General features: G+C 56.6%; 23 protein-coding genes and 1 tRNA gene. 4 read left to right on the forward strand and 20 right to left on the reverse strand.

The annotated features are described in order from the left end of the window. Positions 1-6: 6 nt before the first annotated feature. From ACA079_RS21440 to ACA079_RS21450, 3 genes are all read right to left on the reverse strand, one after another. A complete protein-coding gene (locus ACA079_RS21440) occupies positions 7-1,062 on the reverse strand; it encodes an alpha/beta hydrolase (protein ID WP_497700869.1) in 1,056 nt (351 codons plus the stop codon). 59 nt (positions 1,063-1,121) lie between these two features. Then, entirely contained in the window at positions 1,122-2,216 is a 1,095-nt protein-coding gene (locus tag ACA079_RS21445) for an alpha/beta hydrolase (RefSeq protein WP_497700870.1), read from the reverse strand. Positions 2,217-2,378: 162 nt separating this feature from the next. Continuing rightward, positions 2,379-2,942 carry a TetR/AcrR family transcriptional regulator gene (locus ACA079_RS21450; RefSeq protein ID WP_497704356.1) on the reverse strand — a complete coding sequence of 188 codons (564 nt, stop codon included), beginning with the start codon at positions 2,940-2,942 and terminating at the stop codon, positions 2,379-2,381. A 150-nt stretch (positions 2,943-3,092) separates the two neighbouring features. Here ACA079_RS21450 and ACA079_RS21455 point away from each other — a divergent pair, with 150 nt between their 5' ends. Then, positions 3,093-3,794 carry a glutathione S-transferase gene (locus tag ACA079_RS21455; protein WP_497700871.1) on the forward strand — a complete coding sequence of 234 codons (702 nt, stop codon included), beginning with the start codon at positions 3,093-3,095 and terminating at the stop codon, positions 3,792-3,794. A gap of 73 nt (positions 3,795-3,867) precedes the next feature. On the opposite strand, the gene ACA079_RS21460 is transcribed toward ACA079_RS21455, so the two are convergent. The 11 genes from ACA079_RS21460 to thrS all read right to left on the reverse strand — a co-directional run bounded on the left by ACA079_RS21460 (position 3,868) and on the right by thrS (position 12,682). Continuing rightward, positions 3,868-4,083, reverse strand: a complete 216-nt coding sequence (locus ACA079_RS21460) for a hypothetical protein (protein WP_497700872.1) — start codon at positions 4,081-4,083, stop codon at positions 3,868-3,870. Between the two features lie 130 nt (positions 4,084-4,213). Then, complete coding sequence (locus tag ACA079_RS21465) at positions 4,214-4,903, reverse strand: SGNH/GDSL hydrolase family protein (RefSeq protein WP_497700873.1); 690 nt, start codon at positions 4,901-4,903, stop codon at positions 4,214-4,216. 323 nt (positions 4,904-5,226) lie between these two features. After that, positions 5,227-5,303: transfer RNA gene (locus tag ACA079_RS21470), tRNA-Pro, on the reverse strand. Positions 5,304-5,392: 89 nt separating this feature from the next. After that, on the reverse strand, positions 5,393-5,749 hold the full coding sequence (locus ACA079_RS21475; protein WP_003179985.1) for a MerR family transcriptional regulator: 357 nt from the start codon (positions 5,747-5,749) through the stop codon (positions 5,393-5,395). Further along, complete coding sequence (gene ihfA / locus ACA079_RS21480) at positions 5,730-6,032, reverse strand: integration host factor subunit alpha (protein ID WP_002553164.1); 303 nt, start codon at positions 6,030-6,032, stop codon at positions 5,730-5,732. The genes ACA079_RS21475 and ihfA overlap by 20 nt, the downstream gene beginning before the upstream one ends. 3 nt (positions 6,033-6,035) lie before the next feature. Beyond that, a complete protein-coding gene (pheT, locus tag ACA079_RS21485) occupies positions 6,036-8,417 on the reverse strand; it encodes a phenylalanine--tRNA ligase subunit beta (protein ID WP_497700874.1) in 2,382 nt (793 codons plus the stop codon). Between the two features lie 26 nt (positions 8,418-8,443). Next, on the reverse strand, positions 8,444-9,460 hold the full coding sequence (gene pheS, locus ACA079_RS21490; RefSeq protein ID WP_007905876.1) for a phenylalanine--tRNA ligase subunit alpha: 1,017 nt from the start codon (positions 9,458-9,460) through the stop codon (positions 8,444-8,446). A gap of 109 nt (positions 9,461-9,569) precedes the next feature. Beyond that, positions 9,570-9,926 (reverse strand): 50S ribosomal protein L20, encoded by a 357-nt coding sequence (gene rplT, locus ACA079_RS21495; protein ID WP_007905879.1) that lies wholly within the window; start codon positions 9,924-9,926, stop codon positions 9,570-9,572. A gap of 27 nt (positions 9,927-9,953) precedes the next feature. Beyond that, positions 9,954-10,148 (reverse strand): 50S ribosomal protein L35, encoded by a 195-nt coding sequence (gene rpmI / locus ACA079_RS21500; protein WP_008145659.1) that lies wholly within the window; start codon positions 10,146-10,148, stop codon positions 9,954-9,956. 60 nt (positions 10,149-10,208) lie between these two features. Further along, the gene (gene infC, locus ACA079_RS21505; protein WP_169857083.1) at positions 10,209-10,760 is read right to left on the reverse strand and encodes a translation initiation factor IF-3; all 552 of its coding nucleotides are present in this window, start codon (positions 10,758-10,760) and stop codon (positions 10,209-10,211) included. Beyond that, entirely contained in the window at positions 10,760-12,682 is a 1,923-nt protein-coding gene (gene thrS, locus ACA079_RS21510; RefSeq protein ID WP_095128562.1) for a threonine--tRNA ligase, read from the reverse strand. Before thrS ends, infC begins: the two co-directional genes overlap by 1 nt. A 374-nt stretch (positions 12,683-13,056) precedes the next feature. On the opposite strand from thrS, the gene ACA079_RS21515 reads away from it, so the two are divergent. Together ACA079_RS21515 and ACA079_RS21520 are read left to right on the forward strand one after the other, a co-directional pair. After that, the gene (locus ACA079_RS21515; RefSeq protein WP_497700875.1) at positions 13,057-13,359 is read left to right on the forward strand and encodes a hypothetical protein; all 303 of its coding nucleotides are present in this window, start codon (positions 13,057-13,059) and stop codon (positions 13,357-13,359) included. Between the two features lie 292 nt (positions 13,360-13,651). Further along, a complete protein-coding gene (locus ACA079_RS21520; protein WP_007905882.1) occupies positions 13,652-13,864 on the forward strand; it encodes a cold-shock protein in 213 nt (70 codons plus the stop codon). Between the two features lie 72 nt (positions 13,865-13,936). Here ACA079_RS21520 and ACA079_RS21525 read toward each other — a convergent pair whose 3' ends face one another. Next, the gene (locus tag ACA079_RS21525; RefSeq protein WP_415770060.1) at positions 13,937-14,257 is read right to left on the reverse strand and encodes an I78 family peptidase inhibitor; all 321 of its coding nucleotides are present in this window, start codon (positions 14,255-14,257) and stop codon (positions 13,937-13,939) included. A 166-nt stretch (positions 14,258-14,423) separates the two neighbouring features. Then, a complete protein-coding gene (locus tag ACA079_RS21530) occupies positions 14,424-14,729 on the reverse strand; it encodes a hypothetical protein (RefSeq protein ID WP_008145652.1) in 306 nt (101 codons plus the stop codon). 132 nt (positions 14,730-14,861) lie between these two features. On the opposite strand from ACA079_RS21530, the gene ACA079_RS21535 reads away from it, so the two are divergent. Continuing rightward, positions 14,862-15,074: a hypothetical protein gene (locus ACA079_RS21535; RefSeq protein WP_497700876.1), complete on the forward strand. Its 213-nt coding sequence runs from the start codon at positions 14,862-14,864 to the stop codon at positions 15,072-15,074. A 32-nt stretch (positions 15,075-15,106) separates the two neighbouring features. On the opposite strand, the gene ACA079_RS21540 is transcribed toward ACA079_RS21535, so the two are convergent. From ACA079_RS21540 to ACA079_RS21555, 4 genes are read right to left on the reverse strand one after another with little or no spacing between them, the layout of a single operon-like run. Further along, complete coding sequence (locus tag ACA079_RS21540) at positions 15,107-16,135, reverse strand: nucleoside hydrolase (RefSeq protein WP_095128565.1); 1,029 nt, start codon at positions 16,133-16,135, stop codon at positions 15,107-15,109. A 43-nt stretch (positions 16,136-16,178) separates the two neighbouring features. After that, positions 16,179-16,583: a D-ribose pyranase gene (gene rbsD / locus ACA079_RS21545; RefSeq protein WP_415770064.1), complete on the reverse strand. Its 405-nt coding sequence runs from the start codon at positions 16,581-16,583 to the stop codon at positions 16,179-16,181. Next, positions 16,580-17,497: a ribokinase gene (gene rbsK / locus ACA079_RS21550; protein WP_497700877.1), complete on the reverse strand. Its 918-nt coding sequence runs from the start codon at positions 17,495-17,497 to the stop codon at positions 16,580-16,582. Before rbsK ends, rbsD begins: the two co-directional genes overlap by 4 nt. A 24-nt stretch (positions 17,498-17,521) precedes the next feature. Continuing rightward, positions 17,522-18,541: a LacI family DNA-binding transcriptional regulator gene (locus tag ACA079_RS21555; protein ID WP_497700878.1), complete on the reverse strand. Its 1,020-nt coding sequence runs from the start codon at positions 18,539-18,541 to the stop codon at positions 17,522-17,524. Between the last annotated feature and the right edge of the window lie 3 nt (positions 18,542-18,544).

An 18,544-nucleotide genomic window follows, 5' to 3' on the forward strand; every position in this document is an offset into this window, starting at 1 on the left:
TTGAATTTAGAGCGTTCTGGCGTAAAACGCGGTCAGCTGGTCCATTGCGACGTCCACATAGGCAGGCACCCAATAGGTTTCGATATGGGTCGCGCCATCGATCAAGAACAGTTTTTTATCCTTCGTACCTGTGGCCTTGGCAAACGCCTGCTCCGACATGTACAGGCTGTCGGCCTTGCTGCCCGCGATCATCAGCAATGGCTTGTCGATCAGTTCGATCTGGTCCGTTGCATCGAAGCTCATCAAGTCCAGCAAGCTGCTCAAGGTGTACCTGAAAGTCGAGTTAGGATGGGCATGGGTTTTGCCGTAATACTCAAAACCCTGCCGATACAGATCAAACGGCAATTTGGCGATCTGCTCGTCCGTCAGCTTGGCATCCCCGGTGTAGAGAATTTCCCCGCCGGCCGCTTCCTGGGCGCGAGCAGCGGAAGCTTGCTGCAAGCGCTCCTGAACCGTGGACAGTTGCGAATCCCGGTAGCCATTACGGCGAACCAGCCCTGAATTGAACATGCTCAAGGTTGCGATCGACTGGAATCGCTTGTCGGTCTGTGCCGCCTTCAATGAATAGCCGCCACCGCCGCAGATGCCGAGCAAGCCCAAACGCGTACTGTCGACGCCGGGGTAGCGGGCGATGAAATCCGCCATGCCGTGGATGTCCTCGATGCGATACGCGGGTTTATCGACGTTACGCGGCTGACCGCCGCTGGCGCCCTGATACGCCGCATCCGCAGTGATCGTAATGTAGCCCTGATCTGCCAAACGCTGGGCATACAGACCTGCAACCTGCTCCTTCACCCCGCCATTGGGATGCGCCACCACGACAACCGGATATTTCTTCGCCGAGTCATAGTTCGCGGGGGTGTAAACGTTGGCGGAAATGTCCAGGCCATTGAGTTTGTAGGTGACCGGATGGAGGTTGACCTTGCCCGGTTCGTTCTTCGTCAGCGCGCCACCGTAGGTCAATGTGAAGGGATTCTGCTTGTAGTCCGCGGCCTCAACTTCGGCTGCCGATATACCGATCATGGCGGCCAGAACGGTGGCCTTTATCGTGGTTCGCGTCATATGAATAATCCTGCTTTTTGCGACTTCTGAGGGGCTCGGCGGCCATAGCCGGCTCGTTTTCAATCCAGGTCTTTCTCGGCGAGAAACTTCGAAACCAGATCCGCGATCTCGACGTTGTTGAGGTCCGAGAAGGGAAAGTGGGAATTGCCCTTGATCCCGATCTCAGGCAAATGGATCAGCCTTACATCACCGCCATACCGGTTCACGGTATCTCGCCACAGGCGCGCCATCTCAAGCCGGGCGCGCCAGCTGTCTTGCGCAGGCAGACGCACCGGTTTTTCGGGGATGTTGTCGCCATAGAAGATGACGATGGGGATGCGGGTCAGCGCTTCGAACTGCGCCTTGGAGACGACCTGCGCCGAGAGTGTGTCGAACGCACTGGGGATCGGCGCGGGAATCTCACCTTCTGGAAACACGAAACTGCTGCCCGGCTCGAACGCCACGATGGCTCGCACATTGTGGCTCTTGATCGATGTCAGCCAACCGGGTCCGCCACCCTGCGAGTGGGTAAACAAGATGGCAGGCCCTGTCTTTTCCAGCAGCGCGGACACGCCATCGGAAACCACATCAATGTCGTAAGGACCGGTGTTGGGCGTCATCGAGCGGAAGAATTGCTCCAGCGCCTCCTGCCCGCGTGGAAACTGACTGCCCTCAAAGCTGTTTGGCCACACACCAATGCGGAACTGGTTAAACCACAGCTGCTCGTCCGCCACCGGTTTGATTGTGGTTTCAACCAGACTGCGTCCCGCATCGCCACGGCGCGGCTGGTCGATCAGGTAGGTGGAAAAGCCGCGACGCAGAAAGATGTTCTGGAACCCTTCTCGACCGTCGGCCGTCGTTTCCCAGGACTTCGCGGACTGCCCTGCACCATGCAACATGACAATCGGGAGCGGGCGAGCGTCGACCGGAACCTGGTAGAACGCATACACGTGATCGCCATGATAGGTCTGGCCATCAGGCTTCATCGGTGTGTACGGATCAAAGACACCCGGTTGGGTCATCAGCCCGCCGCCGGCCATCAGGCTTCCCTGTTTCTCGATGATCAGCGGACTGCGATCGCCCGCCTCCACGACCGCAGCGGTGCACAGAGCGAAACAAAGGGTGCCCGCCTTCGCTACGGCGGGCATGCACTTGCGGATGATGTGCTGGGTCATGGATTGCTCTCGGCTTGAATTCGCAGAGAAGCAACTTACCCTTCGACTATTGATTGATAAACAGCACTAATCGGATAGCACTAATATCAGAATCACATAAATGTGATTTATGTGCCCCCTTCGGTCAGGCTGGAAACGGCCCCCCATGACGCGTTAAGCCCGTTATGTCGGAAGGAGTCCCGCCTCTTGATAGCTCTGAACAAGTTCGTCGAATAAACCGACATCGAAGCGCGTTCGGGCAATCATTTGAGCGCCAGCAACGGCGGTGTAAATGGCGCGGGCACGTCGCTCGCACACTTCAATGTTTCCCGAGCCCATATCAGAGAGTACTTTCGTCAGCCACGCCACATTGATGTCTGCAAAGGCCAGCACTTCACTCTTCACCTCCTCAGGCAGGTCCTGGTATTCCGCAGCCATGAAGCTGAACAAACACAGCCTGTTGCCGTTTTCCAGGGATGTTCGGAAGATGCTCGGGTACGCCTGCAGGCAGCGAATCGGATCGGGGTTTTCACCGCGCAGGGCTTCCAGAACACTGGCCGTGTCCTCCCGGTATCGTCTGGCTACTGCGGCGCCGAGGTCGGCCTTGCTTGAGAAATGGTAATAGATACTTGCGTTCTTGATTCCCACCGCATCAGCAATGCTTCGGAAATTGATCCCACTGTAGCCGTGGGTTTGAGCGGCCCCTTTGGCGGCTTCCAATATGGCTTCCCGGGCATTTTCGCTCACGTTTTCATTCCTCGATTCTTTGATTGGCGTGGTCATTTGGCGCGATCTTACTCGCATATTTCACAACCTGCCAACTGGTAGGTAGTTGTTGACAACACAGAAACAAGCGCCCAATCTCCACCTACCACTTGACAGGCAGGTAAAGAAATCATGACCTTTCAGCAGCAACACTCCGACGCGTCGAAACTCCCAATGATGAAAATTTACGACTGGTACAACGGGCCCTACCCGGCGCGGGTCCGTATCGCGTTAGCAGAGAAAGGCCTGTTGTCCCGGATCGAGTTTGTACCGGTCAATCTTTGGACAGGCGAGCACAAGCAACCAGCGTTTCTAGCCATCAACTACTCCGGAACACTTCCCGTCCTGGAGTTGGCCGACGGTACGCTCATCGCGGAGTGCACCGCTATCACTCAGTACCTGGATGTTCTGGATAACAACCCTGTGCTCACCGGTAAAACACCCACTGAGAAAGGCATCATCCATATGATGACCAAGCGTGCGGAAATTGAATTTCTGGATGCTGTCAGCGCGTACTTCCATCACGCAACGCCTGGGCTTGGGCCGGACGTCGAGCTTTCCCAGAACCCTGAATGGGGTGAGCGGATGCGGGACAAGGCCGTAAGGGGGATGCACTATTTCAACAGCATCTTGAAAAATCACCCTTTTGTGGCGGGCAATGCTTTTTCGATGGCCGACATTGCGGTACTGGGCGGCATGATTTTCGCCTCGCTGGTGAAACTGCCTGTACCTGATGAATGTGAAGCATTGCATGCGTGGCATGCCAGAATGAACGGGCGATCAAGCGTCCAGGAATGGCGCGCTATGGTGAAACAAGGCGAGCCAAAAAACTGAGAAAGAATGCATCTGGGGATGCCTCATACGCATTCTGGCCGCTTTAGGCCTCTCAATGAGTCCATGGCGGCCTTCAATGAAGAGTCACAACCCTGCGGCTTTCGCCAATCCTGATCCGGTCCAGTGCCCTGTTTAGAGAATCCAGGGCGTCAAGGAGAGCTTTCGCCTCGATCTCTCGACCATCTCCCCAAAGGCGTTCAGCCATTTTGTTCAGGGCTTGGATGGCGTGCTCAATTTCATGAGCAGTAGCCGTCGCTGCTACTTTACTTTCCGTCTTTTTCTTCGGCATTCAGTAACCCTTCTGCAGGGCATTTGCTCTGTCTTTCAATTGTTAGCGCTACAAAGGATGGAAGGAGGAAGAGATGCCGGGCTTTCATGAAGTGTGGGCGCTGTCACTGCACCTGTACAAGAAGCTCAGGTCAATTTGGCGAGGCGCCACTCAAATTTTCAATCAATGACGGGGTCACCACTGCGCGATATCCATCAGCATTTGGGTGCAATCCATCCGCAACATACTGATTAAACAGGTCGGGATTTGATTTCAAGACCGCCTCCCATCTTGGATAATTGTCGATCAGACGAAGTCCCCTGGCTTTTGCGACATCCCGGTACATCTGGAAGTAATCCCTTAACGTCGGTCTCTGCACTCCAGAGCGTCCAATCACTGGATTCGTCACCATTAAAATGATCTCCGTCGATGACTTGGCAGCCTTGATCCGGTCAATCATTAGCTCGAGGTTTTTCCGCGCTTGTTCGACGGTGGTTTTGTTGGGAAGGAAAGCGTCGTTGATCGCGAATTCGATAAACACCGTATCCGGGCTTTTGGAGATAACTCGACTTTCGAGATTTTCAACACCCCATCCCGACCACATCGAACCCTTGCCACTATTTATAACCGTGGCACGTCCAGGGTAACGCTGATTCAGATCATCCCCAAGCTGCTGCACCCAGGCGCCAAAAGCCGTCAAGCTCGTACCATAAGCTACGACGGTCTGCGCCTTGCCAGCATCAAGGTTTGAATAGAGATCGCTTTCCTGACCAGCAAAGCTGGCCGCGCTTAACGAAAGTAACATTCCAGCAAACAGAGCCTTGGCCCACAAACCATTCATTCAACTGCCCCGATCTTTTCACAGCTGGCAAGGATGAACCTGTGAGCTTGAGGCGTCCACAGGTGGCATTGAGCCTCACCCCGTAAGGTGTGGGCGAGAATGTCTCGGACATTTGTCCGGAAAGGATGGGCAGAAAATTGCAGGGCATGCGAGCGAGGGCATGGCCAAAAACTACCAGCGGTACCACGAGAAAATCGTCTGGTCCGAGGCGATTCCGGACCTGAATATCAGCGAAATCACCGGGTAGTTTTGCGCGGGTTTTGCGCGGGTCTGAAACGAGAAAGGGGATCAAGCCGCTAAGTGCTTGATCCCCCTACGAAATATGGTCGGGACGGAGTGATTCGAACACTCGACCCCTAGCACCCCATGCTAGTGCGCTACCGGACTGCGCTACGCCCCGACTAGGCGTGAAACCCGTTCCTCTTCTCGAAGAACGCTCAAGAATATATCGCAAGCTTTTGAAAACTGGAAGTATTTAAAAGCAGGAAATTATTTCTTGAGCACAACCAGTACATCTTCCAATTCAGCGATCATCTGCCGAATCATTTGCTTGTATTGAGTGGTGTCATCTTTGGCTTCATCGCCGGACAAACGCAGACGTGCGCCGCCGATGGTGAACCCCTGATCGTAAAGAAGCGCGCGGATCTGCCGGATCATCAGCACGTCTTGTCGCTGATAATACCGGCGGTTTCCGCGGCGTTTGACGGGGTTGAGTTGAGGAAACTCCTGCTCCCAGTAACGCAGCACGTGTGGTTTTACCGCACACAGCTCGCTGACTTCACCAATGGTGAAGTAGCGTTTGCCTGGGATGACGGGTAGCTCGTCGTTATGACTTGGTTCCAGCATAAGCCTCAACTCGGGCCTTCAACTTCTGCCCTGGACGAAAGGTGACCACACGGCGAGCCGTGATCGGGATTTCTTCACCCGTTTTCGGATTGCGGCCAGGCCGCTGGCGTTTGTCCCGAAGGTCGAAATTGCCGAAACCGGACAATTTGACTTGTTCGTTGTCTTCAAGAGCGTGCCTGATTTCCTCAAAAAACAGTTCGACCAATTCCTTGGCCTCCCGTTTATTCAGGCCCAGCTCCTCATACAGACGTTCCGCCATCTCAGCTTTCGTCAGAGCCCCCATACGTCACTTCCTTAACGTGGCGTTCAACCTTTGTTCGAGCGAGGTGAGGATGTTTTGCGTCGTGGTATTCACCTCATCGTCATTAAGAGTGCGCGATGGATGCTGCCAGGTCAAGCCGACGGCAAGGCTTTTTCTATCAGGATCAATGCCTTTACCCTGATACACGTCAAATAGCCTTAGGTCTGTCAGCCATTCGCCTGCATTTTCACGGATTACGTCCAGTACAGCACTGGCCGAGACGTCCTTGGCCGCAATCAGTGCCAGGTCACGACGCACTTCAGGAAAGCGCGATAACTCCTGGAATTTAGGCATTTTGCCCAACGCTACTTCGGCCAAAACCAGCTCGAATACGAAGACTGGACGATCGAGACCGAGGGCTTTCGACAATTCCGGGTGGATAGCACCGACGAAACCGACCAAGCGACCTTCACGTTCGATGCGCGCGGTTTGACCCGGGTGCAACGCAGGGTGTTTGCCCGGTACGAAAGTGAATGAATCCAGTGCACCGGCGAAGCCCAGCACCGCTTCCACGTCAGCTTTGACGTCGAAGAAGTCCACCACATCGCGACCTTGTGCCCAGCCTTCCGGCAGACGACTACCGCAAACAACACCCGCCAGCATCGGCTCTTGCTTCAGGCCTTCCAGCTGACCGACGAAACGCAGGCCGCTTTCGAACAGACGGACGCGATCCTGCTGACGGTTCAGGTTGTGCTGAAGTGCCTTGACCAGGCCTGGCCACAAGGACGAGCGCATCGCGGCCATGTCGTTCGAAATCGGGTTGGCCAACAACAGCGGTTCGACACCTGGATTAAACAGCTCGAACTGTTTCGGATCGATGAAGCTGTAGGTAATCGCTTCCTGATAGCCACGGGCTACTAGCAGACGGCGCAGCTCAGGCAGATCGCTACGCGCTTCAGCCTTGGCCTGCGGCGCCAGACGAGCTTGCGGGTAACGAACCGGCAGACGGTTGTAACCATACAGACGAGCCAGTTCTTCGATCAGATCGACTTCCAGGCTGATGTCGAAGCGGTGGCTTGGCACTTCTACGCGCCACTGCCCTGCCCCATCGGCAGAAATCTTCAGACCCAAGCCGCTGAGCAGTTGCTCGACTTCGGCCGAATCCATTTCCATACCCAGCATCTGAGTGATGCGTTGCGCACGTAGCGTGACCGGAGCAATCTTCGGCAGGTGTTGTTCGCTGACGGTTTCGATGATCGGGCCAGCTTCGCCGCCAGTGATTTCCAGCAGCAGGCCAGTGGCGCGCTCCATGGCTTCACGGGCCAGTTGCCAGTCCACGCCACGCTCGTAGCGGTGCGAGGCATCGGTGTGCAGGCCATAGGAACGGGCCTTGCCGGCTACCGCAATCTGATCGAAAAACGCGCTTTCGAGGAAGACATCGCGAGTGGTCGCGGTGTTGACGCCACTGTGCTCGCCCCCCATGACGCCGGCGATTGCCAAGGCGCGGGTGTGGTCGGCAATCACCAGCGTATCGCTACGCAGGCTGACTTCCTGACCGTCGAGCAGTACCAGCTTCTCGCCTTCTTCAGCCATGCGCACACGGATGCCGCCATTGATTTCGGCGAGATCGAAGGCATGCAGCGGTTGACCCAGTTCCAGCATCACGTAGTTGGTGATGTCGACGGCAGCGTCGATGCTGCGCACGTCACCACGACGCAGACGCTCGACCATCCACAGCGGCGTTGGCTTGGACAAGTCAACGTTACGGATCACACGACCCAGGTAACGCGGGCAAGCGGCTGGCGCCAGCACTTCGATCGAACGCACTTCGTCGTGCACGGCTGGCACGACAGCAACCACCGGACGGGTGACTTCAGCAGCATATAGCGCGCCGACTTCACGGGCCAGACCCGCCAGGGACAGGCAGTCGCCGCGGTTCGGGGTCAGGTCGACCTCGATGCTGGCGTCGTCCAGACTCAGGTATTCACGAATGTCCTGACCGACCGGCGCATCGGCCGGCAATTCCATCAGGCCATCGTTGCCTTCGCCGACTTGCAGCTCGGCCTGGGAGCACAGCATGCCGTTGGACTCAACGCCACGCAGTTTGGCTTTCTTGATCTTGAAGTCGCCTGGCAGTTCGGCACCGATCATGGCGAACGGGATCTTCAGGCCCGGGCGCACGTTGGGCGCACCGCAAACAACCTGGAAGGTCTCCGAGCCATTGCTGACCTGGCAAACGCGCAACTTGTCGGCGTCCGGGTGCTGTTCGGTGCTCAGCACCTCGCCCACCACCACACCGGTGAATTCGCCAGCGGCCAGCGTAACGCTATCGACCTCAAGACCGGCCATCGACAGACGAGCAACCAGCTCGTCACGACTTACCTGCGGGCTTACCCAGCCACGCAGCCATTGTTCACTGAATTTCATCCTGCTCTCCTAAGAATTCGTTACGACTAGCGAAATTGCGCGAGGAACCGCAAGTCGTTGTCGAAGAACAGACGCAAGTCGTTCACGCCGTAACGCAGCATGGCCAGACGCTCAACACCCATGCCGAAGGCAAAGCCCGAAAACTCTTCCGGGTCGATCCCGGACATGCGCAGCACATTCGGGTGAACCATGCCGCAGCCCATGACTTCCAGCCAGCCAGTCTGTTTGCAGACACGGCAGCCTTTACCGCTGCACATCACGCATTCCATGTCGACTTCGGCGGATGGCTCTGTGAACGGGAAGTACGAAGGGCGGAAACGCACGGCCAGTTCTTTTTCGAAGAACACGCGCAAGAACTCTTCGATGGTCCCTTTCAGGTCGGCGAAGTTGATATCGCGGTCGACCAGCAGGCCTTCGACCTGGTGGAACATCGGGGAGTGGGTGATATCGGAGTCGCTACGGTACACACGGCCTGGGCAGACGATGCGGATCGGCGGCTGTTTCGATTCCATGGTGCGGACCTGTACCGGCGAGGTATGGGTGCGCAGCAACATGTTGGCATTGAAATAGAAGGTGTCATGCATCGACCGGGCCGGGTGATGGCCTGGGATGTTGAGCGCTTCGAAGTTGTGGTAGTCGTCTTCGACCTCAGGGCCTTCGGCAATGCCGTAGCCGATGTGAGTGAAGAACTGTTCGATACGTTCCAGAGTGCGAGTAACCGGATGCAGACCACCCGAGGTCTGGCCACGGCCAGGCAGGGTCACGTCAATGGACTCGGCGGACAGTTTGGCGGCCAGATCGGCCTCTTCAAACAGTGCCTTGCGCGCATTGAGAACCTCTGTGACACGCTCCTTGGCAACGTTGATCAGGGCGCCGACTTGCGGACGCTCTTCTGCCGGCAAATTCCCCAGGGTCTTCATCACCTGAGTCAATTCGCCCTTTTTGCCAAGGTAGTGAACCCGGATTTGCTCCAGGGCATTGATATCTTCAGCGCTTTGCACAGCCTCTAGAGCTTGAGAGACGAGCGCGTCCAGGTTTTCCATGTACAGACTCCAGATACAAAATAGGGGAAGAGCTTGAAGGCTCTTCCCCTATTTATGACGTTTAACACCTGACCCCACAGAGGTGAGGCCGGGTGACTGTCGGGGGTACTTAAGCCAAGGTGGCTTTAGCTTTCTCGACAATCGCAGCAAACGCCGCTTTTTCGTTCACTGCCAGATCAGCCAGAACCTTACGGTCGATCTCGATGGACGCTTTTTTCAGGCCGGCGATGAAACGGCTGTAGGACAGACCGTTGATACGTGCACCAGCGTTGATACGAGCGATCCACAGAGCGCGGAACTGACGTTTTTTCTGACGACGGTCACGGTAGGCGTATTGGCCTGCCTTGATTACCGCTTGCTTGGCAACACGGAATACGCGCGAGCGAGCGCCGTAGTAGCCTTTAGCAAGTTTCAGAATTTTTTTGTGACGTTTACGGGCAATGACGCCACGCTTTACACGAGCCATGAGTTACTTCCTCTATTCTTGACTAAATTAACGAAGGCGCAGCATGCGCTCGACTTTTGCCACGTCACACGGTGCCAGCAAGCTGCTACCGCGCAGTTGACGCTTACGCTTGGTCGACATTTTAGTCAGGATGTGGCTCTTGAAAGCGTGCTTGTGCTTGATACCGTTAGCAGTTTTCAGAAACCGCTTAGCAGCACCACTTTTAGTTTTCATTTTTGGCATGTTCGGATACTCCGCATTCAGTTGATAAACATAATCAGAAGGCCTGCCGTGCCCTATTGATTACTTCTTCTTTTTCGGGGCGATGACCATGATCAGTTGGCGTCCTTCCATCTTAGGATGCTGTTCGACCGAACCGTACTCGAGCAAGTCACCTTCAACTCGCTTGAGGAGTTCCATCCCCAGCTCCTGGTGGGCCATCTCACGGCCGCGGAATCGCAAGGATACCTTGGCCCTGTCCCCATCACTCAGGAAACGTACCAGGTTGCGCAGTTTTACCTGGTAATCCCCTTCCTCCGTCCCTGGACGAAACTTGATTTCTTTAACCTGAATCTGCTTCTGGTTTTTCTTGGCCGCGGCAATCTGCTTCTTCTTTTCGAAGATCGATTTGCCGTAGTCCATCAGTTTGCAAACAGGGGGTACTGCATCGGCGGAAATTTCCACCAGATCCAGTTTGGCCTCTTCAGCCTTAAGAAGCGCGTCTTCAATTGACACAATCCCAAGCTGTTCACCTTCAGCCCCAATTAACCGAACCTCGCGTGCCGAGATATTCTCGTTGATCGGGGCCTTCGGTGCAGCTCGTTTATCTTGTCTCATTTCACGCTTAATAGTAATTACTCCGAATCTGGGCGACCACGCCGGGAAACCGCTTGAGCGAGGAACTCGGCGAACTGGGCGACGGGCATCGAGCCCAGGTCAGCACCTTCACGAGTACGCACAGCGACAGTCTGCATCTCGACTTCCCGATCTCCGATAACCAAGAGATAAGGAACCTTGAGCAAAGTATGCTCGCGGATTTTAAAGCCGATCTTTTCATTTCTCAAGTCAGACTTGGCACGAAATCCGCTTTCGTTGAGAGTTTTTTCAACCTCAGCGGCGAAATCAGCCTGTTTATCAGTGATGTTCATGATCACTGCCTGGGTCGGAGCCAGCCACGCAGGGAATGCACCCTCGTAGTGCTCGATCAGGATTCCGACGAAACGTTCGAAGGAGCCGAGGATCGCCCGGTGCAACATAACCGGGTGCTTGCGACTGTTGTCTTCAGAGACGTATTCGGCTCCCAGACGGACAGGCAGGTTAAAATCGAGCTGAAGGGTACCACACTGCCAGACGCGGCCAAGGCAATCTTTCAGCGAAAACTCGATCTTCGGACCGTAGAACGCACCCTCACCCGGCTGCAGATCATACGGCAGGCCAGCACTATCAAGGGCTGCAGCCAGGGCCGCTTCGGCGCGATCCCACAGCTCGTCGGAACCGACGCGTTTTTCCGGACGAGTGGACAGCTTCATCTCGACGTCTTTGAAGCCGAAGTCGGCATAAACGTCCATGGTCAGCTTGATGAAGGCAGCGGATTCGGCCTGCATCTGCTCTTCAGTGCAGAAGATGTGGGCGTCATCCTGAGTGAACGCACGCACACGCATGATGCCGTGCAGCGCACCCGATGGTTCGTTACGGTGGCAAGCACCGAATTCAGCCAAACGCATTGGCAACTCACGGTAGCTTTTCAGGCCTTGATTGAACACCTGCACGTGGCAAGGGCAGTTCATCGGCTTGATGGCGTAATCGCGGTTTTCCGACTGCGTGGTGAACATGTTGTCGGCGTAGTTGGCCCAGTGCCCGGATTTCTCCCACAGGCTGCGGTCAACGACCTGCGGAGTTTTGATCTCCAGGTAGCCGTTGTCGCGCTGAACCTTGCGCATGTACTGCTCGAGCACCTGGTACAGAGTCCAGCCGTTCGGGTGCCAGAACACCATGCCCGGCGACTCTTCCTGGGTGTGGAACAGGCCCAGACGCTTGCCGATCTTGCGGTGATCGCGTTTCTCAGCTTCTTCGATGCGCTGGATGTAAGCCGCGAGCTGCTTCTTGTCTGCCCACGCCGTGCCGTAAACGCGCTGCAATTGCTCGTTCTTGGCATCGCCACGCCAGTAGGCGCCGGACAACTTGGTCAACTTGAAGGATTTCAGGAAGCGTGTGTTCGGCACGTGCGGACCACGGCACATGTCGACGTATTCTTCGTGATAGTACAGGCCCATGGCCTGTTCGTTCGGCATGTCCTCGACCAGGCGCAGCTTGTAGTCTTCGCCGCGGGCCTTGAACACTTCGATCACTTCGGCGCGCGGAGTGACTTTCTTGATCACGTCGTAATCTTTTTCGATCAGCTGCTGCATGCGCTGTTCGATGGCGGCCAGGTCGTCCGGAGTGAAAGGACGTTCGAAGGCGATATCGTAATAGAAGCCTTCGTCGATGACCGGACCGATGACCATCTTGGCCGTCGGGTACAGCTGCTTGACCGCATGGCCAACCAGGTGGGCGCAAGAGTGGCGAATGATCTCCAGCCCCTCTTCATCCTTTGGCGTAATGATTTGCAGCGTAGCGTCGCTGCTGATGATGTCGCTGGCGTCGACCAGCTTGCCATCGACCTTTCCGGCCACGGTGGCTTTGGCCAGACCTGCACCAATGGATGCGGCGACCTCGGCTACGGATACCGGGTGATCGAATGAACGTTGACTGCCGTCGGGAAGAGTAATAGTTGGCATGGCGCCTCCTCTCCTAGTGGTGACCCCTACCAAAGGTCACGTGGGTTGGGATGAGCCAGTACAAGATCCGATCCAGGCCATTCAATGACGAACGCCTGCCTTACAGCGGCAGGAGCCTTGCGGCCAACCGGAAAACCGAACCAGAGTGACTGGGATTCAAATCAGGGTTATTCGCACATTCGCCGCTACCGGGACTGAAGGTCATCCGGAGCCTGCAAACGCCCGAGCCAGGCATGCTAGCACAGATGAACGGTCGTCGATGCACCGAGGCTTTGTCTTGGGGCAAATCGGGTAATTTTATGCCAGAGTGCTGAACTAGAACCCTGCTTTACCCCTCAGATAACAAGACATTGACCCACAAGGAGCATCCCAGCATGCATCTGAAACGTTTATTCGCAGTAGTCGCCCCCATCGTATTGCTGCTGCCACTGGCCGCCCATGCCGATTGGCCGAAGGGCGAACGCGAGAAATACATGGCTCAGTGCACAGAAGCGGCCACTCCGCAGATCGGTGCTGCAGCAGCGAAGGCTCACTGCGCTTGCGGCGCCGACGCCATCAAATCTTACCCTGCCCAAGACATCCAGTCCCTGATGGACAACACGGCCAATGACGCGCTGAAACAAAAAGCACTGACCCAAATCTCGTCGTGCAAAGCCGATAACAAAGCGAAAAAATAAGCCCGACAGAGCGCTTTTTGCGCCTGCAACGACAGTAAAAAGCCTCTGAAAAGCGCTTTTTCGTACAATTTATTCAGGTTTTACAGGTTTTTTTATTGTCTTTACTTTTGGCTGAAAGCCTTTTAAAACGGGGCTTGCAGCCAAACAAAGCAGCAAACGGAACGCGACTGCAGGGCAAACAGCACGTCCGGGGGGCTCCCAAAGCGAACATTTCGACTATGATACCCCGGTGTGCCCAGTTGGCCTGAGCAGCACAGCACTACTGAAAATATATGTTTCTTGGAGATACACCATGTCTAATCGCCAAACCGGCACCGTTAAATGGTTCAACGATGAAAAAGGCTTCGGCTTCATCACTCCTCAAGGTGGCGGTGACGACCTGTTCGTACACTTCAAAGCTATCGAAAGCGACGGTTTCAAAAGCCTGAAAGAAGGCCAGACCGTTTCCTTCGTGGCTGAGAAAGGCCAAAAGGGTATGCAAGCTGCACAAGTCCGCGCTGAGTAATTTTCAGCCGCACTAAAAAAACCCCGTCCATGTGACGGGGTTTTTTATGGGCGAAACAAAAGCCTGAAGCGATCAGCCGCAGTTGACGCGGGTGACGACCCGATTGGCATCGGTATTCAGGTTCAGGCGATCGGAGCGGTACTCCAGGGTCACCATGTCGGTGGGCAAGAGGAACCGTGCATTCTGCGCGCCTGCGCGAGTACGCGCCTGCTCCAGCAGTTCAGGCGAAGCCTTTTTGCCAATGGTGAATTCGGCAGCCTTTGCCTCACAACGGCTGTGACCCGTGTCAGTCGACGTGACAGGATCTGTTGTCGACTCGGTGGAGGTAGTGCTGCAACCGGCCAGCATGGCAACGGCCAACAAAGTACCCAATGACGCGAGCTTCCAAGGCATGAAGCCTCCTTTTTTCAATAGTTAAGCTGAGATCGTGCGACCGCCAATCTGGCGTTTTGTTTCACAGGGAGTACTAGCACCCCGCCCTCTCTTCGGACACGCGGCGAGTTTGCCTGAGCATCGTCCTGCCGTTTACCACTCAATCGTGACTGAATATGAACAGCGTTCAATAGACATCAATGTAGTCGAACGGCGGATTCGGCCAGTTCTCTTTCAGCGCATTGAAAATCTGCATAACCCAGACCTCATCACTGGCCGCGACCAACCCGACATAACCGGAACCCTTGGCCCACGTCTCCAGACGAAACAACAACCCGCTGATATCAGTGCCGCCCACAACGCCTGACGAAATGTAGGCGATGCCGCCCTTGGTGACTCGCAATTGAGTGTGCTCATCGTCGCTGGCAGAGGCCAGCAGCTGACGCACCGCCTCAAGGGTCAAGCCGTCAGGAGTGTTCAAATCGATCTGCACAGCACAGTCCTTGAAAATTCGTCAAAGACCAAGTGTCGCATAGCCCTCCCCTCATGCCTAAGTCGGAGTGCCAAAAGCCGCGCAAAATGGTTAACTCGACACACAGACTTTCCCGACTTCACGAGCGCCATCATGACCACCGTAAGTATCGACGCCGACATCAAAGCCAAGTGGCCACAGGGTCACAGCTCTTACAGCCCGGGCAGCCCGGAAGAGTTGGCAATCATTGGTATCGATCTATTGGTCAAGGAGCTGGGGACTGAAGCGGCGCAATCCTTCATCGCGCAGGTATTCGAGAAATACCCGGCCAACTACAAGGGCGCTGAATATAACGAAAGGGAGTGAAACCCGCAGGCTGGTGCCTGCGGGTGTGAAGCTTACTTCAGACGAGCCAGACGCTCGGTCAGCAGGTCAAAGAAGCCCTGGGCGTCGCCGCTTTCTACCCAGAACGCGTTCTTCGGCGCTTTCAGGCCGTCATACCAGTCGACGATGGTTTGGCCGAACGTCGGGCCTTCGCGGCTATCAACCACCACATTGACCGAACGACCGGTGAACAACTCAGGCTTGAGCAGATAGGCGATGACAGTAGCGTCATGCACCGGGCCACCCGGAATGCCGTAGTGCTCCATGTCGCCTTTGACGTATTCATTGAGAATATCGCCCACCAGCTTGCTGGCATTGTTGTTGATCGCTGCGATCTGCTTCAGGCGCGCTTCACTGGTGAGGATCTTGTGGGTCACGTCCAGCGGCAGGTAGGTCAGCTTCACGCCGCTTTTCAATACCACTTCCGCAGCCTGCGGGTCGGCGAACAGGTTGAACTCGGCCACCGGGGTGATGTTGCCGCCATTGAAATGCGCCCCGCCCATGATCACCACCTCCTTGATGCCCTGAACGATTTCAGGTTCCTGGATCAGCGCCAGTGCCAGGTTGGTCTGTGGACCGAGCATTGCGATGGTGATGCTGTGAGGCTTGGCGGCTTTCAAGGTGTCGATCAGATAGTTGACCGCATTGCCCTGGGCCAGACCTTTCTTCGGCTCATGTACGGTGACGCCCGACAGGCCTTCCTTGCCATGGATGTTCTCGGCATAGATCGGCGTGCGCATCAGCGGCTTCGGAGCGCCCGCGTAGACCGGCACCTCTTCGCGCCCTGCCCACTCGCGGGCCAGCCGCGCATTACGCGACGTCTTGTCCAGACGCACATTGCCGGCGACGGTGGTCAGCGCACGAATGTTCAGCTCTTGCGGCGATGCCAAGGCAAACAGCAAGGCAACCACGTCATCGGCACCCGGGTCGGTGTCGATGATCAGGTCGATCTTTTCCGCCGCTTGGGCGCTTGTTGCGGTAATCAGGGACAAAAGCAGCAGACTCCGGAGCAGGTGGTGCAATTTCTGAGCATAGCGGTGCATAGCGCACTCCTTGTGCGTGGGACAGCAGAAAAACAACAGCGAGTTAGAACGTAACCCCTGCCACCAGCACGATGTTGCAGTACGGCTGACATTCGCCTGTACGAACAATCGCCCGCGCCTGTCGGCTGAGGACTTTGAATTGGTCATGACTGAGCAGCTCACGCCGACCCAGCGCACCGTCGGCATTCAGCTCATCGAGTGTCGCCAATGCTGAAGGCTTTTTATCCAGGATCTCCTGGGCCAATACATGGCTCTCGACCTGCATTTCGCTGAGCACAACCTTCAATGTGCTGACGAAATCCGGGATACCGTGAGTCAGGGCCAGGTCGATCAGTTCAACGCCAGGTGGCACCGGCAGACCTGCATCGCCTATCACCACGATATCGCCATGGCCCAGGGACGCGATCAGCCGCGACAGCGCGACGTTGAGCAAAGGTGTCTTTTTCATGGTGCTTTAAAGGCCTGTACGTCGGACAAAGTGGGAATCGAGGGTTGCGCGCCAGCACGGGTCACCGACAGCGCCGCGGCGACCTGGCCGAAACGGATCGCTTCCGCTTCGCTTTTGCCGGCCGCCAGTGCGGCGGCAAAACCACCGACGAAGGTGTCGCCAGCCGCCGTGGTATCGACAGCTTTCACCTTCGGCGCAGGGAAATGTTCGAAGCCTTTGCCGTTGGCAAACAGCGAACCTTGAGCACCGAGGGTGATGATGACCTTGCCGGCCCCCATGGCGATCAACCGGGATGCAGCGGTTTCGGCAGATGCCAGAGAATCCACTGGCAACCCACTCAGCGCCGTGGCCTCACTTTCGTTGGGTATCAGGTAATCGATGGACGCGTACCAGTCCGCCGGCAGAGGGCGGCTGGCCGGCGCCGGGTTGAGGATCACGGTCTTGCCCAACTCACGGCCGCGCTTGAGCGCATGACCGACAGTGGCATCCGGGACTTCCAGCTGACAGATGATCACGTCTGCAGCCTGTAAGACTGCATCAAAACGGTCGATCACCGCTGGCGTCAGCGCACCGTTGGCACCGGCAACGATCACGATGGCGTTCTGGCTGTTGTCATCGACCACGATCAACGCTACGCCGCTGGAATCGTCAACGGTGCTGACTGCCTGGCAATCGATCTGCTCGGCCAGCAGCGCCCCGCGCAGTTCTTCGCCGTAGGCATCGCTGCCCACGCAACCGACCATCGACACCTGCGCCCCCAGCCTCGCCGCTGCGACCGCCTGATTCGCGCCCTTGCCACCGGAAACCGTGGCAAACGACTCGCCGATCAGCGTTTCACCACCACGGGGCAGCCGTGGCGCCCGGGTGACCAGGTCCATGTTCAGGCTGCCTATAACCACTACTTTTGCTGGCATACGTCACTACTCATCAATTCTGCTTCAGCGGTATTGGGCGAACACGCCGGCCAGCGGCGCAGTCGACTCCCGCAGGACAATACTGGGCGTCACGATCCGTTGATCGGTGGCCATATCCGGCGTGGCAATTCTTCTTAACAGCACCTCGGCCGCCATCTCGCCGAGTTGCAGGATCGACTGCCCCACGGTGGTCAGCGCCGGGTACACATAGCGGCTCATCTGAATATCGTCGAAGCCGATCACCGAGAGCTCTGTCGGTACACGAATGTTGCGCTCGGCCGCCGCTCGCAGCACACCGATGCCAATCATGTCGTTGCCGGCGAAGATCGCGCTCGGCGGGTTCTTTTCCAGCAGTATCGCGGCAGCGTTGTAACCGCCGGTGCTGGTGAAGTCGCTTTCCAGCATGCGCTCACGGGATACTTCGACACCCGCCTCTTTCAGGGCACGGCAATAACCGGCCAGACGCATCTGCGCCACGCTGGTACTCGCCGGGCCGCCAATGGTGGCGATGTCCCGATGCCCCAATTCCAGAAGGTGGCGGGTCGCCAGATAGGCGCCGTATTCGTGATCGATCCGCACCAAGTCGGCATTCACACCTTCCAGTCCACGGTCGACGATCACCATCGGCGTACGCACGCCTGCAAGGCCCTCCGCCAGCCCCGCGTCACCGCCAGCCGAAGCGACAATTAGCCCGTCGATGCGCTTTTCCAGCAGTACGCGCAGGTAGCTGCGCTGCTTGTCCGGGTTGTCATCGGAGTTACAGAGAATCACGCAGTAGCCATTACGCTCGCAGTAATCCTCGATGCCGCGCGCCAGTTCGGCGAAGTACGGGTTGAGACTGTTGGGCACCAGCAACCCGATGGTCGCCGTGGTTTTGGCCTTGAGGGACCGGGCCACGGCACTGGGCACGTAGTCGAGGGTTTTGATTGCTGCCTCGACTTTGACTCGCACTTCTTCGCTGACCGGCCGGGTCTTGTTCACTACGTGGGAAACCGTGGTGTAGGAAATTCCCGCGAGCGCTGCCACATCCTTGATTGTTGCCATGAC

The organism is Pseudomonas sp. LBUM1645, assembly GCF_059716185.1.